This is a genomic window from Actinoplanes sp. M2I2, from assembly GCF_023544445.1.
Taxonomy (GTDB): domain Bacteria; phylum Actinomycetota; class Actinomycetes; order Mycobacteriales; family Micromonosporaceae; genus Actinoplanes.
This window is the reverse complement of record NZ_JALPVJ010000017.1, coordinates 63,264-76,343: the sequence shown is the minus strand read 5'-3', so window position 1 is coordinate 76,343 and position 13,080 is coordinate 63,264. Positions and strand designations below refer to the sequence as shown.

Annotated in this window: 14 protein-coding genes; 7 read left to right on the top strand and 7 right to left on the bottom strand. The window is 74.1% G+C overall.

Annotated elements, in window-relative coordinates:
• Window positions 1-3 precede the first annotated feature (3 nt).
• From HJC40_RS31385 to HJC40_RS31370, 4 genes are all read left to right on the top strand, one after another.
• Entirely contained in the window at window positions 4-831 is an 828-nt protein-coding gene (locus HJC40_RS31385; RefSeq protein WP_250006657.1) for a LysR family transcriptional regulator, read from the top strand.
• 158 nt (window positions 832-989) lie between these two features.
• The gene (locus tag HJC40_RS31380; RefSeq protein WP_250006928.1) at window positions 990-2,069 is read left to right on the top strand and encodes a TetR/AcrR family transcriptional regulator; all 1,080 of its coding nucleotides are present in this window, start codon (window positions 990-992) and stop codon (window positions 2,067-2,069) included.
• Window positions 2,069-2,656, top strand: coding sequence for a transcriptional regulator (locus HJC40_RS31375; protein WP_250006655.1), 588 nt, complete (start codon window positions 2,069-2,071; stop codon window positions 2,654-2,656). Before HJC40_RS31380 ends, HJC40_RS31375 begins: the two co-directional genes overlap by 1 nt.
• A complete protein-coding gene (locus HJC40_RS31370; protein ID WP_250006653.1) occupies window positions 2,653-4,014 on the top strand; it encodes a PEP/pyruvate-binding domain-containing protein in 1,362 nt (453 codons plus the stop codon). The genes HJC40_RS31375 and HJC40_RS31370 overlap by 4 nt, the downstream gene beginning before the upstream one ends.
• Before the next feature lie 76 nt (window positions 4,015-4,090).
• On the opposite strand, the gene HJC40_RS31365 is transcribed toward HJC40_RS31370, so the two are convergent.
• From HJC40_RS31365 to HJC40_RS31350, 4 genes are all read right to left on the bottom strand, one after another.
• Window positions 4,091-4,789 (bottom strand): HAD family hydrolase, encoded by a 699-nt coding sequence (locus HJC40_RS31365; RefSeq protein ID WP_250006651.1) that lies wholly within the window; start codon window positions 4,787-4,789, stop codon window positions 4,091-4,093.
• A gap of 185 nt (window positions 4,790-4,974) precedes the next feature.
• Window positions 4,975-5,331 carry a PRC-barrel domain-containing protein gene (locus HJC40_RS31360; RefSeq protein ID WP_250006649.1) on the bottom strand — a complete coding sequence of 119 codons (357 nt, stop codon included), beginning with the start codon at window positions 5,329-5,331 and terminating at the stop codon, window positions 4,975-4,977.
• Window positions 5,332-5,399: 68 nt separating this feature from the next.
• Window positions 5,400-6,560, bottom strand: a complete 1,161-nt coding sequence (locus HJC40_RS31355; protein ID WP_250006647.1) for a GAF domain-containing sensor histidine kinase — start codon at window positions 6,558-6,560, stop codon at window positions 5,400-5,402.
• A gap of 240 nt (window positions 6,561-6,800) precedes the next feature.
• Entirely contained in the window at window positions 6,801-7,439 is a 639-nt protein-coding gene (locus HJC40_RS31350) for a GntR family transcriptional regulator (protein WP_250006645.1), read from the bottom strand.
• A gap of 77 nt (window positions 7,440-7,516) precedes the next feature.
• Here HJC40_RS31350 and HJC40_RS31345 point away from each other — a divergent pair, with 77 nt between their 5' ends.
• On the top strand, window positions 7,517-8,053 hold the full coding sequence (locus HJC40_RS31345; protein WP_250006644.1) for a YbhB/YbcL family Raf kinase inhibitor-like protein: 537 nt from the start codon (window positions 7,517-7,519) through the stop codon (window positions 8,051-8,053).
• 326 nt (window positions 8,054-8,379) lie between these two features.
• Here HJC40_RS31345 and HJC40_RS31340 read toward each other — a convergent pair whose 3' ends face one another.
• Window positions 8,380-9,699, bottom strand: a complete 1,320-nt coding sequence (locus HJC40_RS31340; RefSeq protein ID WP_250006642.1) for an NAD(P)/FAD-dependent oxidoreductase — start codon at window positions 9,697-9,699, stop codon at window positions 8,380-8,382.
• 19 nt (window positions 9,700-9,718) lie between these two features.
• Here HJC40_RS31340 and HJC40_RS31335 point away from each other — a divergent pair, with 19 nt between their 5' ends.
• Window positions 9,719-10,105 carry an SRPBCC family protein gene (locus HJC40_RS31335; protein WP_250006640.1) on the top strand — a complete coding sequence of 129 codons (387 nt, stop codon included), beginning with the start codon at window positions 9,719-9,721 and terminating at the stop codon, window positions 10,103-10,105.
• On the opposite strand, the gene HJC40_RS31330 is transcribed toward HJC40_RS31335, so the two are convergent.
• Together HJC40_RS31330 and HJC40_RS31325 are read right to left on the bottom strand one after the other, a co-directional pair.
• Window positions 10,095-10,805, bottom strand: coding sequence for an SDR family oxidoreductase (locus HJC40_RS31330; protein WP_250006638.1), 711 nt, complete (start codon window positions 10,803-10,805; stop codon window positions 10,095-10,097). The genes HJC40_RS31335 and HJC40_RS31330 overlap by 11 nt on opposite strands.
• Window positions 10,802-12,250, bottom strand: coding sequence for an MFS transporter (locus HJC40_RS31325; RefSeq protein ID WP_250006636.1), 1,449 nt, complete (start codon window positions 12,248-12,250; stop codon window positions 10,802-10,804). Before HJC40_RS31325 ends, HJC40_RS31330 begins: the two co-directional genes overlap by 4 nt.
• Window positions 12,251-12,402: 152 nt before the next feature.
• On the opposite strand from HJC40_RS31325, the gene HJC40_RS31320 reads away from it, so the two are divergent.
• Window positions 12,403-13,020 carry a VOC family protein gene (locus HJC40_RS31320; protein WP_250006634.1) on the top strand — a complete coding sequence of 206 codons (618 nt, stop codon included), beginning with the start codon at window positions 12,403-12,405 and terminating at the stop codon, window positions 13,018-13,020.
• Window positions 13,021-13,080: the final 60 nt, after the last annotated feature.

The window sequence follows — 13,080 nt, the reverse complement described above, 5'->3', positions numbered from 1 at the left end:
GGTATGGAAACGCGGGAGCTCCGCTACTTCGTCGCCGTCGCCGAGGAGCTGCACTTCGGGCGGGCGGCGCAACGACTCGGCATGGCGCAGCCACCCCTGTCGCGGGCGATCAGTCAACTCGAGCGCCGGATCGGGGTCGAGCTGCTGCGCCGCACCAGCCGTTCGGTGACGCTGACCGACGCCGGGGCGGTGCTGCTGCGCGAGGGCCGGGCCGCGCTGGGTGCGGTCGAGGCGGCCGAGAGGCGGGCCCGGCGGGCCTCGGAGAGCCCCGGTCTGGTGCTGGTGTCGAAGGCCGGGGCGGCCGGCGAGCTGCTGCCCAAGCTGCTCGACGCCTACGCGGCCGAACCGGGCTCGGTCACCGTCGATGTGGTGCTGTGCAGCGTCGGTGAGCAGGAGCGAATGCTGCGCGACGGCCGGGCCGACGTGGCGTTGCTGCACCTGCCGTTCGACTCCGCCGCCGGCCTGGACATCGAGGAGCTCAGCACCGAGAGCCAGGTGCTGGTGGTGCCGGCCGGTCACGAGCTGGCCGCCCGGGCGCACGTGCGGATGTCCGATCTCGCGCAGGTCCCGCTGCCGCGCTGGCCCAGCGGCGACGCCACCTATCCGCCGGGGCCCGGGCCCGAGGTGCACGACGTGGTCCAGTTGCTCCAGCTGGTGACGCTGGGCCGGGCCGTGAGCGTGCTGCCCGAGTCGATCCGGTCCTCGTTGCACGACGGGCTCGCCGCCGTGCCCGTGCTCGACGCCCCGCTGGTCACGACGGTGATCGCCTGGCCGCCGCACAGCCGGTCACTGGCGCTGGCGGGCCTGATCCGGACGGCGACGCGGCTCTGACAGCGCCTCCGGCAGCGGGAGCGGCCGCGCGTACAGGAAGCGGAATGACCAGCGGCGCCGCCCGCGGATCTCGACCAGCCGGGTCACGAACGCCCACGCTGAGGGCCGTTCAGATGTTCTCATCACTCGGATGATGTGAGTATCCTAAGGGCGTGAGGATGTCCCGCGCGCAGCAGCAGACGCGCACCCGCGCGGCCGTGCTGACCGCGGCCCGCGCCGAGTTCGCCGAGCGCGGCTACCCCGAAGCCAAGATCGACCGCATCGCCGAACGGGCCGAGCTGACCCGCGGAGCCGTCTACTCCAACTTCGCGAGCAAGCGGTCGCTGTATCTGGCGGTCCTGCTCGACGCCACCCCCTCCCCCACCTCGGCCGCGCCCGCAGCGCCGCCCAAGCTGGCGGACGCGGCCGAGGCCTTCGCCCGCGTCTGGCTCGAACGGCTGCCGCTGGCCACCGGCGACGCCACGGCCGGGCGACTGCGGGCGCGGTCGCTGACCGGGGTGTTCGACGACGAACGGGGACGGGCCGCGCTGGCCCCGATCGCGCGGCTCGAAGCGCTGCTGCTGGCCGTCGCGCTCGAATCGGATCGCTCGCGGCCCGGTCGCCGGGTGCGGCTGGCCGAGCTGATCCTGACGATGCTGCACGGCGCGGCCGGCCTGGCCGAGAGCGCCCCGGGCTTCGGCGACCCCTTCGACGTGGCCCGCGCCTGCCGGCACCTCGCCGGACTGGAGCTCGCCGGACTGGAGCTCGCCGGACTGGAGCCCGCCGACGGCTGGGAGCCACCCCATCTGCCGTACGTGCCGGCCGCCCGGCCGGTCCGGCAGAGCTGGGACCCGCCGGCCCGGATCACCGACGAGCTCAGCGGCCAGGCCGCCACCGTGGACGACGGCGTCGTCGTGGTGCTGGGCACCGGCCGGCTCGCGGCCGCCGAGGAGGCGATCCGCGCCGCCCGCCCCGGCGACACCATCACACTGGCCCTGGTCAGCGACGACCCGGCCGAGACGGGCGCGCTCGTCCGGCTGCGCATCACCGACCTCACCGCGATGCTGCGCCAGGTCTTCGGGGCGGCCCCTCGGCCGGTGCGGCTCGTCCTCGACGACCACGGCACCCTCGCCGCCGCGGCCGGCGCGGCCACGACGTTCGAGACCGAGACGGCCGTACGGGTCACCGGCGGCGAGATCGTCGCCCGGGCCGACGGCCGGGGTGCCGCCCACGCGGCCGCGAAAGCCGGGCCGGCCTGATGAATCAGGTGCTGCACACGCTGCGCTGCCTGGGGTTCGCCGAGCTGGCCCGGGTCGCCGACGCGGCCGGCCTCGACGAGGCGGACACCGAGTCGGAGCTGATCGATCTGGCCGTGGACGGTCTGGTGCGCCGCGAACTGGGCGCCTGGGGACCGACCGAGGCGGGCCGGGCCCGCGACGCGCGGCAGGCCGCAGCCGAGCTCGAGACGGCCGGGGCCGGCCCCGAGGTGGGCGCCGCGTACGAGCAGTTCCTCGTCCTCAACCCCGAACTGCTGGACCTGTGCTCGGCCTGGCAGCTCCGCCCGGTCGACGGCGTGCCCGTGGCCAACGACCACCGCGACCCCGCGTACGACGCCCGGGTCCTGGAGCTCTTCGGCGACCTCGACCAGCGCGCCCAGGTGGTCTGCGGGCGGCTGGCCGCGGCGCTGCCGCGATTCGGACGCTATCGGCGACGGCTCGGCGCGGCCCTCGACCGGGCCCGCGGCGGCGCCCTCGAAGAGCTGGCCGACAGCCTGACCTCGTACCACGTGGTCTGGTTCCAGCTGCACGAAGATCTGCTCGTCACGCTCGGCCGGACCCGCGGATGATCTTCCCGCTCGATCCGGCGGTCGACCGGGGCGCGGACGTGCTCGGCGGCAAGGCGCACGGGCTGATCGCGATGATGCGGCTCGGCCTGCCGGTGCCGGCCGGCTTCGTCGTCGGGGTGCCCGCCGGCCGCGCCTTCCTGCGCCACGGCGAGCTGCCCGCCGGGCTCGGCGCGGCCCGCGACGACCTGCACGCCGAGGCGGTGTCCGTGCGGTCGGGCGCCGCGATGTCGATGCCCGGCATGATGACCACCCTGCTCGACGTGCGCGGCCCGATCACGCCGGCCGTGCGGGACGTCTTCGCCTCCTGGAACACCCCGCGCGCCCGCACCTACCGGTCGCTGCACGGCATCCCGCACGACCTCGGCACCGCCGTCGTGGTCCAGCGGATGGTCTACGGCGAGCGCGGGGCCAGCGGCGTCGCCTTCAGCCGCGACCCCGGCAGCGGTGCCCGCGTCCCGTACGGCGACGTCCTGTTCGGCCGGCGCGGCGACGACGTCGTCTCGGGCCGCGCCACCACCCTGCCCCTGCCCGCCCTGCGCGAACACGAACCGGTGGCCTGGAACGACCTCCTCGACGCGCTGTCGACGCTCGAAGGGCACTACCGCGACGCCTGCCACGTCGAGTTCACGATCGAGTCCGGACGGCTGTGGCTGCTGCAGGTGCGCCCCGGCGGGCTCACCGCCCGCGCCGCCGTCCGCGTGGCCGTCGACCTCGCCGACGAAGGACTCATCGACCGCCGCCAGGCCGTACGCCGGATCACGCCCCGGCACCTGCGCGCCGCCGCCACCCCGCGCATGCTCGGCGGCGACCTGGTGGCCCGCGGCCGCGGCGCCTCCCCCGGCGTGGCCACCGGCCGGATAGCCGTCACGGCCGACCGGGCGGCGCGGATGGCCGCCGACGGGCCGGTCATCCTCGTCCGTCCCGAGACCTCACCGCTCGACCTGCACGGGCTGGCCGCGGCGGCCGGCATCGTGACCACCCGCGGCGGCCTGGCCAGCCACGCCGCCGTCGTCGCCCGGTCCCTGGGCCGGCCCGCCGTCGTCGGCACGACCGAGCTGACCGTCGACGGCCCGGCAGCGCGGGCGGGCCACCGGTCGCTGCCCGAAGGCACCGTGATCACCATCGACGGCACCAGCGGCGACGTCGCCCTCGGCAACCCCGGCCTCACGCCCGCGATGGCCGACACCCACCTGCACCGGCTGCTCACCTGGGCCGACGACATCTCGGGTGACCGCTCGCCCCGCCCCGGCGAGCAACGGCTGACGGCCGCCCACGGTGAGATCCCGGCCGGACGGGATGACGGCGCGCCGAGATCCCCCGGTCGAAGCGGGAGCAGTCCTGATGCGGGCGAGCAGTAACGGGCACCTCACGACGGTCAGGGGCGCTCGCCGGCCGGCCGGAACACAAGGTCGTGCACCAACCCGTCGTCAGGTCTCATCTGTCGATCTCGGCCAGGACGGCCGGGAGATCGCCGAGGGTTCCGATGGTCGAGATGTCCTCGTGCGGAGGGTCGTTGCTCCGGTTGAGCCAGATGCCGTGCAGTCCGGCGTTTGTCGCGGCGATGGCGTCGGTGTGAAGCCGGTCGCCGACGTAGACGACTTCGGCTGGGGACAGCCGCAGGCGCGTGCAGCCGTGATGGAAGATCCGCGCGTCCGGCTTGGCGGCGCCGACGGTGCTGGAGACTATGACCTCGGAGAGGCCGGCGGTGAGTCCGGTGCGCCGAAGTTTCCGGTGCTGCTGGTCGGCGTCACCGTTGGTGAGAACGCCGATGGTGAGGCCGGGGCGCTGGACGGCGAGTGCTCGGAGTGCCGGCTGGACGTCGTCGTAGGCGCACCAGGCTGCTTCGTAGTGCCGTAGGTAGCTGGCGAACCATGCGTCGGTCCGGGGGTTATCCCAGGTGCCCAGCCCGAGTTCTGCGGCGATGGAGGTGACCCGCAGGCGACGTTGTCCGGTGAACGTCAAGTCGCCGGCGAGGTAGCGGTCCATGGCGAGGTTCTCAAGTTCGCGCCAGCGGTGACGCGCGCGTTCGTGGTCGAGATGACTGAGACCGGGGGTCGCTTCCAGTGCCCGGGTGAGTGCGACCGCGGCGGCGCTGTCGTGGTCGATCAAGGTGCCGTCCAGGTCGAACAGCACAGCCTTGACGCTCGGCATCATCCTGGTGCTCGATCGGGGACGGGGGCATCAGGACATGAACGACCCTGACGCCGGTCATGACCCGCGCGGACCCCAGGTCGGTCCGCGCCGGTCCTCACCACGTCAGGGTTCGCGTCACCGCCGGGCCTCGACAACGCTCGACGACGCTCCGACGGCGGGGGACGTCAGCGGCGGGCCAGGCGGCGCTCGCCGGCCGTACCGGTCTGGTAGGGCAAGTTGTAGTGGGCGAAGACGCCCGGCTCGTCGGCCGCGGCCAGCTCGCCGTCGACGTCGATCGTCGGGGCGTCGCCGACCACCTTCTTGTCGTAGCGCACACGCACGGCGCTCGGCAGCACCGTCGCGCCGTCCAGCGGCACGAAGGCAAGCTTGTGCCGGCCGAGCATGCCGACCTTGATGGTGGCGAAAGCCGGCTGGTCGGAGGCGGTGTCGACATAGACCGCCTCCAAGTCGCCGATCTTGTCGCCGTCGGGATCGATGACCTTCTCGCCGCGCCAGTCGCGCAGGTTCTCAGCGGGGAACATGGCTGTCAGATGCCCGGCTCCGGACGGTACGAAACAGGCCGGACACCGCCTCCACCCCCGTTTCAGCCTCAGCCTCCGTTGAAGACGACCCGGGCGACCAGGCCGCCGTCGGCCGGGCTGGCGAAGCACAGGTCGCCGCCCTGCGCCCGGACGATGCGCTGCGTCACGGCCAGCCCGAGACCCATGCCCGGAGCCTCGTCGTCGCGGGCCTTCGAGCCCCGGAAGAACGGCGTACCCAGCATGCGCAACTCATCGGCGCTCAGACCCGGCCCCGTGTCGCGGATCTCGAGCACCGGGCTCGGGTCGTCGATGACCGTCACGGTCACCGGCCGGCCGGGCGCGCTGAACCCCAGGGCGTTGCTCAGCACGTGCCCGATCGCCACCTCGAGCAGAGCCGGGTCGACGTGCACCGGCACCGCGCGATCCGGCGCGCTCAGCTCGAGACGCGACCCGGCCGAGCCCAGACCGGCCGCCACCGACCTGGTCAGGCAGGACAGATCGACGGTGCGGCGGTCCCCGACCGGCTCGTTGTCGTGCTGGTGCACGGCCCGGACCAGCGTGTCCACGGTGCGGCACAGGCGGCCGGCGTTGCGGCCGATCGCCTCCAGCTGCCGGGCGTACGCCGGCGGCAGCGCTCCCGGCATGTCGGTCAGCAGCTCGACGTACCCCTGGATGGCGGTCAGCGGCGTCCGGAACTCGTGCGACACCGTGGCCAGCAGATCGTCGCGGCCGGTCAGCTCGTACGGCGACCGCGTGACCAGCAGGTGCCGCAGCCCCGTCTCGCAGTCGACGCGGCGCGCCATTCGCTCGAGGTAGCGCCGGGTGGTGTCGGCGTCGATCCGGCGCCGACCGTTGTCGAAGACGCAGAGCGCGCCGACGATGTGCCCGTCGTGGCGCAGCGGCGCGGCGGCGATGAAGTTGACGTGCGTGGCCCCGGCGACCAGCGGGTGGTCGGCCAGGCGCGGGTCGTGCAGCGCGTCGTCGACGACCATGGCGTCGTTGCGCCCGGCGACGATGTCGCACAGCGAGCGCGACTTGGGCACGTCGACCGCCATCGGCATGCCCAGCGTGGCCGCGAAGTGCGCGTGCGCCTCGTCGGCGACCTTGAGCGCGACCATGGGCGCCTGGCAGACGTCCGCGACCAGCTCGAGGACCTCCGGTACGTCGTCCACGGCCGCCCGGTAACGGCCGGCCGCGAGGTGACGCGGCTCGACTATCGACGACACCATCTTTCCCCCTTGAAGACCTGCTGACCGAAGACAGCCGATGCTGACCTGACAGTGCAGATCATCGGTCGGCACGGCCCGCACGTGTGCGGTCCTCCGGTGCAGAGAGGGAGCGAACCCCTCCCGCACTACCGCTAAGGCATCCTAGGAGGCTAGGAATAGGAGGATGCGGCTGTGCCGACCACGCGGTCGCCGCGCCATCTGCTGCCGGCGCGACGCGGGTCCGTCGCGCCCCGGGCCTGATCACTCCGGCCGCAGCGCCGCCGCGGTTCGCAGGACGTGGTGGCACAGCAGGTCGGCGGCCCGGTCGGCGTCGCGGGACAGGGCGGCCTGCTCGAGGGCCCGGTGTTCGGCGGCGGCGTCGCGCGACGGGTCGGCGACCGGTGACCAGCGGCGGGCCAGCTCACCCGCCGTCCACAGCCGGTCGAACGTCTGCAGGACGACATCGTTGCCGCAGCCCTCGAGCAGCGCGCGATGGAACCGGCGGTGGGCCTCGGCCCATGCGTCCCCGACCCCGGCGTCACCCTCGCGGTCGTGGAACGGGGTGCCGGCCAGGCGGTGGTGAGCGGCCCGCACGGCAGCCTCCCACTCCAGGTCGCCGCGGGCCACCGCCAGGCGCAGGGCGGCCGGCTCCAGGAGCGAGCGCGCCTCGGCGATCTGCTGCCAGCGGTCGGCGCCGGTGGCCGGCACGGCGAAGCCCCGGTTGGGCCGGCGATCGGCCAGGCCCTCCCCGACCAGGCGCAGCAGCGCCTCCCGGGCCACCGCGAGACTCACCCCGTGCCGGGTGGCCAGCTCCTGCGGCTTCAACGCCTGCCCCGGCTCGAACTCGCCGCGCAGCACGGCCGAGCGCATCGAGGCGTACATCCCCTCCGACACTGTCATGGTCATCACTCTAGCAAGAATAATCGATTATCTGTACGTTGGTCGATCATAGGACGAAGCAAGGACGAGGAGACACCATGAACGACCCGTTCGCCCGGCTGCCCGAGGTGCCGGGCTTCACCGTCACCAGCACGAGCGTCAAGGACGGCGAGCCGCTGCCCCTCGCACAGATGTCCGGCCTGTTCGGCCTGCCCGGCGGCCAGGACGCCTCACCCGCGCTGGGCTGGAGCGGCGCCCCCGAGGGCACGAAGAGCTACGCGGTCACCATGTACGACCCCGACGCGCCCACCGGCTCCGGCTTCTGGCACTGGGCGGTCGCCGACCTGCCGGCCGCGGTGACCTCGCTGCCCGAGGGCGCGGGTGACGACACCGGTTCGGGTCTGCCGGAGCCGGCCTTCCAGCTGCCCAACGACGCCCGCGCGGCCCGTTTCGTCGGTGGCGCGCCGCCCGCCGGTCACGGCCCGCACCGGTACTTCATCACCGTGCACGCGCTCGACGTCGAGACCATCGGCGTTCCCGCCGACGGCACTCCGGCCTTCCTGGGCTTCACGATGGCCGGGCACATCCTGGCCCGGGCGACGATCGTCGCCACCGCCGAGACGCCGGCGGCCTGACTCGGCGACCGCCCAGACGCCGGCGGCCTGACCCGACGACCGCCCAGACGCCGGCGGCTTGATCCGGCGTCCCGCCGGCTGGCCTGGCCCGGGCAGCCGAGAAAGGCGAACTCCTCGGTCCACAGGTCGCGGCGTACCGGTCGATCGCCGGGTCGGGCCCAGATGCCGGCTCCGGGTGGCTTCGAGCGAGAGGAAGTTCTCGCGCAGCGCCGCCTCGTGGGCGGCGCGGCCGGCCAGAAGGCGCGCAGCGCCACCACAGGGGACCGAGTCTGCTGTCCGTGCGCGACGGCGTTCTGGATGATCAGGGCGTCGACGCTCCCGGGACGTCATCGGGGCAGCGCTTGCAGGGCGGCCACGTAGATCTCGGAGAACGTCGGGAACGGCTGGATGGTGTCGCGCAGCACGTCGAGCGGGACGCGCGCTCGGATCGCCAGGGTGGCCTGCTGCAGCCACTCCCCCGCCTCCGGGCCCAGGGCGTACGCCCCGACCAGCACCTCACCGTCGCTGAGCAGGGTCAGGAAGCCGGGCGAGTCCGCGTACGCCCGGGAGTAGGTCTCCATCTTGGCGACCTCGTTGATTGCGGCGGTGGCGCTGAACGGCGCCTCGGTCGCGCCCACCGCGGCCGCCTGCGGGTCGGTGAACACGGTCCGCGGCACGGCCCGGTAGTCGGCCTCGCGGGGCCGGCCCAGGAGGTTGTCGCCGGCCACCTCGCCCTGGTACTTGCCGACGTGGGTGAACATGTGCAGCCCGGTCACGTCGCCGACGGCCCAGAGCCGGTCGGTGACGCGCAGCCGGCTGTCGACCGGGACGCCGGCGCCGGTCACCGTGACCCCGACGGTCTCCAGGCCGATGTCGTGCGTGCGCGGACGCCGCCCGGTGGCCACGAGCAGCCGGTCGCCGCGCAGCTCCCGGCCGTCGTCGAGGGTGAGCACGTAGTCGTCGCCGTCGCGGCGGGCGGCCACCGCCGCCGGGCCGAGCACCAGCTCGACGCCGTCGCGGCGCAGCATCTCGCCGAGCGCCTGCCCCAGCCCGGCGGGCTCGCGCGGCAGCACCCGGTCGCCGCGCGCGGTCAGCACCACCTCGCCGCCGAGCCGGCGCACCGCCTGGGCCATCTCGACGCCGACCGGCCCGGCGCCGAGCACGATCAGCCGCCGGGGCACCTCGCGCATGCCGGTGACCTCGCGGTTGGTCCACACGCCGTCGAGGTCCCGCAGCCCCGGGATCGGCGGGCTGATCGGGGCGGCGCCGGTGGCCAGCACGACGTGATCGGCGGTGTGCCGGACGCCGTTCACCTCGACCGTGCCCGGACCGGCGAGCCGCCCGGCGCCGCGCAGCAGGTCGATGCCGGCGGTGGCCAGCCACTGCTGCTGTCCGGCGTCCGAGTAGTTCGACACCATGAAATCGCGCCAGGCGAGCGCCCGCTTCACGTCGACCTCGGCGTTCGACTCGGCTTCGCGGGCGGCGTTGACCGCTTCCCCGGGCCGCAGCAGGGTCTTCGACGGGATGCACGCGTAGTACGAGCACTCCCCGCCGACGAGCTCGCGTTCGACCAGGGCCACCCGCAGCCCGCCCCCGGCGAGATACCCGGCGCAGTGCTCGCCGGGCGACCCGCCGCCGACGACGATGACGTCGTAGTCGTTGCTCATCAGTAGCCTCCTGGTGGTGATGACATTGCGCCGGGCGCTGGAAGTGGTCGGGCCGCGGCCCGCGGACGACGTGTGGGACCGGTACGCGCGACCCGGGCGGTGGCCGGAGTGGTCGCCACAGATCCGGTCGGTCGACTATCCCGAGCCGGTGCTGCGGGCCGGTGTCTCCGGGACGGTGCACGGGCCGCTCGGGTTCCCGGTCCGGTTCCGCATCGAGCAGGTGACCCCGCCGCGGGCCTGGTCCTGGGTCGTGTCGGCGGCCGGGGTCCGGCTGACGCTGTGGCACACCGTCGAGGCCACCGCGGCCGGGACGAGAACGCTGCTGGCCATCGAGGGTTTCGCACCCGCCGTCCTCCTGTATCTGCCGGCCGCCCGCCTCGCGTTGGGCAAACTGGTCAGCGAGTGAGCTGCTGGCCGCCGTCGACGTCGTAGACGGCTCCGGTCAGGGCCGTGTTGGTCATCAGGTGCAGGACGAGCGCGGCGACGTCCTCGGCGCCGACGACCCGGTGGATCGGCAGGGTGTCGCGCAGCTGCCGGCGACGGTCTTCCAGGTCGTCGCCGAGGATCCGGGCCGACAGCGGGGTGTCGACGAAGCCGGCCGCGACCGCGTTGACCCGCACCGGCCCGATCTCGAGGGCCGCGTTCGCGGTGATGGCCGTGACCGCGGCGGTGCCGATGGCGGCCAGGCTGATGCCGACGGCGGCGTGGCGGGCCCCGGTGCCGCTGATGAAGGTCAGCGAACCGCCGGACCGTACCCGGGTGGCGCACTCGCGGACGATGCGCAGGTGGCCCAGGATGTGCTCGTCGAGGAAGACCCGGGCCCGGTCGAAGTCCAGCTCGGCGATCGGGGCGTAGAACGGGCCGCCCCCGCTGACCAGCACGTGGTCGACCGGCTCGGGCAGGTCGGCGAAGAACCGGGCGACCGCCACGGTGTCGCCCAGGTCGAGGGTCACCGCGGTGGCCCCGAGCTCGTCGCGGACCGCTTCCAGCCGGGCCGGGTCGCGGCCGGTGACGATCAGGTCGGCGCCGGCCGCGCGGGCCAGCCGGGCGGTCTCCAGGCCGATGCCGGAGGTGCCGCCGAGGACGACGACGATGCTGTCCTTCATGGTCGGTTCCCTTTCACTGGTACGGCGCACGCGTGCACCCGCGGGCCCGGCGCCGGATGCGGCGCGGTGACCCGGCGGCTCGGGACGAACAGGGCGGTCAGTACGGCGGCGGCGAAGGTGACGCCGGCCAGCACGACCATGGCGAAGCGGTAGCGGTCGGCCAGCGGACCGGTGAAGTCGGTGGCCCCGCCGACGCCCAGCAGCAGCGGGACGAGCGCGATCAGCACCACCCCGCCGACCCGGGACGCGGCGTCGTTGATGGCCGAGGCCTCCCCCAGGTCGTCGTCGGGCACGGCGGCCAGCACCCCGGCGGTGAGCGGCGCGACGGCCAGCCCGAGACCCAGGCCCCACAGGATCGCCCCGGGCAGGATCGCTTCCCCGTACGGCTGACCGGGTCGCGCCGCCGCCAGCCAGACGAAGCCGGCCGCCACCAGCAGGATGCCGATCGCCATCGGCCAACGCGTGCCGATCCGGGCCACCAGCGCCCCGGCCAGCGGCGACACGACCAGGAAGACGGCCGACTCGGGGATCAGCGCCGCCCCGGCCTCGGTCGCGCTGTAGCCGAGCCGCAGCTGACAGAGCAGCACGACCAGGTACGAGGCGGCCGAGATGGCGCCGTAGAACAGCACCGTCGCCACGTTGATCGCGTCGAACGGCCGCGACGTGAACAGCGACAGCCGCAGCATCGGCCGGCGCAGACGCCGCTCGAGCGGCACCAGCGCGACCAGGCAGCCCACCCCGATCACCGCGGCCGGCCACGACGACGAGGTCAGCGCGAAGATGATCCCGCTCAGACCGACCGACGCCAGCAGCGCACCACCCACGTCGACCGACAGCGGCCGGCGCTGCTCGTGGTCGGCCGGCACCCGGGTCAGCACCAGCAGGGCGGCCGCGATCAGCGGCACGTTCACCAAGAACACCCAGCGCCAGGACGCGTGATCGACCAGCCAGCCCCCGCCGTACGGGCCGAGCGTGGTGCCCAGCGTCGAGATGCCGGCCCAGATGCCGATCCCGCGGGCCCGGTCCCCGGCCCGCAGCGACCCGTTGAGCAGGGCCAGGCTGCTGGGCACGACCAGCGCGCCGCCGGCCCCCTGAACGAGCCGGGCGGCGATCAGCGCGGCCGGGGTGGGGGCGACGGCACAGGCGACCGAGGCGGCCAGCATCACCAGCAGCCCGGCGACCAGCACCCGCTTGCGGCCGAAGTGGTCGGCCAGCGCCCCGGCCAGCAGCAGCAGCGAGGCGACGGTGATCAGATAGCCGGTCAGCACCCACTGCAGCTCGTCGACGCTCGCGGGCAGGTCACGGCCGATCGCCGGGACGGCCACGTTGATCATGTACGCGTCGACGAAGCCGACCATCGACGCGAGCACCGTCGCGGCGACCAGGGCCACCCCGGCCGGCGAGCGCAACGCCACCGGGCCCGGGCCCTCGGTGAGGACTGTCATGGCTCCCAGCGTCGGCCGCCCGGGCTCCGGTTCGCGCCCGTGGCATTCCCTGGTACCCGGGCGACCAGTGTGTCTCCCTGGCGCGACCTGGGACCGGGGGGCGGCAGTCTCGACGGGTCGGCATCATCCGTACGAGCGCTGGAGGCGCTGTCATGGACATGAAGCTCGAAATCGTCGTGGTCCCCGTCTCGGACGTCGACCGGTCCAAGGAGTTCTACACCAGGCTGGGCTGGCGGCTGGACGCCGACTTCGCCTGCGACGACGGTTTCCGGGTCGTGCAGGTGACCCCGCCCGGGTCGCCCGCCTCGGTCATCTTCGGCGCCACCGTCACCGAACAGGAGCCGGGCACCGCTCGGGGCCTGCACCTGGTGGTCAGCGACATCGACGCCGCCCACGACGAGCTCAAGCGGGTCGGCGCCGAGCCGAGCGAGGTCTTCCACGACGCCGGCGGGGTCTTCCACCACGCCGGCACCGACGCCCGGGTGCCCGGCCCGGCCCGGGACCACGCCAGCTACGGCTCGTTCCTGTCGTTCAGCGACCCGGACGGCAACGGCTGGCTCCTGCAGGAGGTCACCACCCGCCTGCCCGGTCGCGTCGACCCGACCACCACGGCGTTCGCCACGACCGCCGACCTGGCCGCCGCGCTGCGCCGGGCGGCCACCGCGCACGGCGAGCACGAGGCCCGGACCGGCATCGCCGACCCGGATTGGCCCGACTGGTACGCCGATTACCTGGTCAAGGAGCAGGCCGGGGCCGAACTGCCGCTCTGACCCCGACGTCGGTTCCGACGGGGGCGGGTGATCGCCCGCCCCCGTCGGTTGTAGCGCTTC

Coding starts and splice junctions, on each gene's coding strand:
- HJC40_RS31385 (WP_250006657.1), top strand. CDS start 4: ATGGAAACGCGGGAGCTCCGCTACTTCGTCGCCGTCGCCGAGGAGCTG.
- HJC40_RS31380 (WP_250006928.1), top strand. CDS start 990: ATGTCCCGCGCGCAGCAGCAGACGCGCACCCGCGCGGCCGTGCTGACC.
- HJC40_RS31375 (WP_250006655.1), top strand. CDS start 2,069: ATGAATCAGGTGCTGCACACGCTGCGCTGCCTGGGGTTCGCCGAGCTG.
- HJC40_RS31370 (WP_250006653.1), top strand. CDS start 2,653: ATGATCTTCCCGCTCGATCCGGCGGTCGACCGGGGCGCGGACGTGCTC.
- HJC40_RS31360 (WP_250006649.1), bottom strand. CDS start 5,331: ATGTTCCCCGCTGAGAACCTGCGCGACTGGCGCGGCGAGAAGGTCATC.
- HJC40_RS31355 (WP_250006647.1), bottom strand. CDS start 6,560: ATGGTGTCGTCGATAGTCGAGCCGCGTCACCTCGCGGCCGGCCGTTAC.
- HJC40_RS31350 (WP_250006645.1), bottom strand. CDS start 7,439: ATGACAGTGTCGGAGGGGATGTACGCCTCGATGCGCTCGGCCGTGCTG.
- HJC40_RS31345 (WP_250006644.1), top strand. CDS start 7,517: ATGAACGACCCGTTCGCCCGGCTGCCCGAGGTGCCGGGCTTCACCGTC.
- HJC40_RS31340 (WP_250006642.1), bottom strand. CDS start 9,699: ATGAGCAACGACTACGACGTCATCGTCGTCGGCGGCGGGTCGCCCGGC.
- HJC40_RS31335 (WP_250006640.1), top strand. CDS start 9,719: ATGACATTGCGCCGGGCGCTGGAAGTGGTCGGGCCGCGGCCCGCGGAC.
- HJC40_RS31330 (WP_250006638.1), bottom strand. CDS start 10,805: ATGAAGGACAGCATCGTCGTCGTCCTCGGCGGCACCTCCGGCATCGGC.
- HJC40_RS31325 (WP_250006636.1), bottom strand. CDS start 12,250: ATGACAGTCCTCACCGAGGGCCCGGGCCCGGTGGCGTTGCGCTCGCCG.
- HJC40_RS31320 (WP_250006634.1), top strand. CDS start 12,403: ATGGACATGAAGCTCGAAATCGTCGTGGTCCCCGTCTCGGACGTCGAC.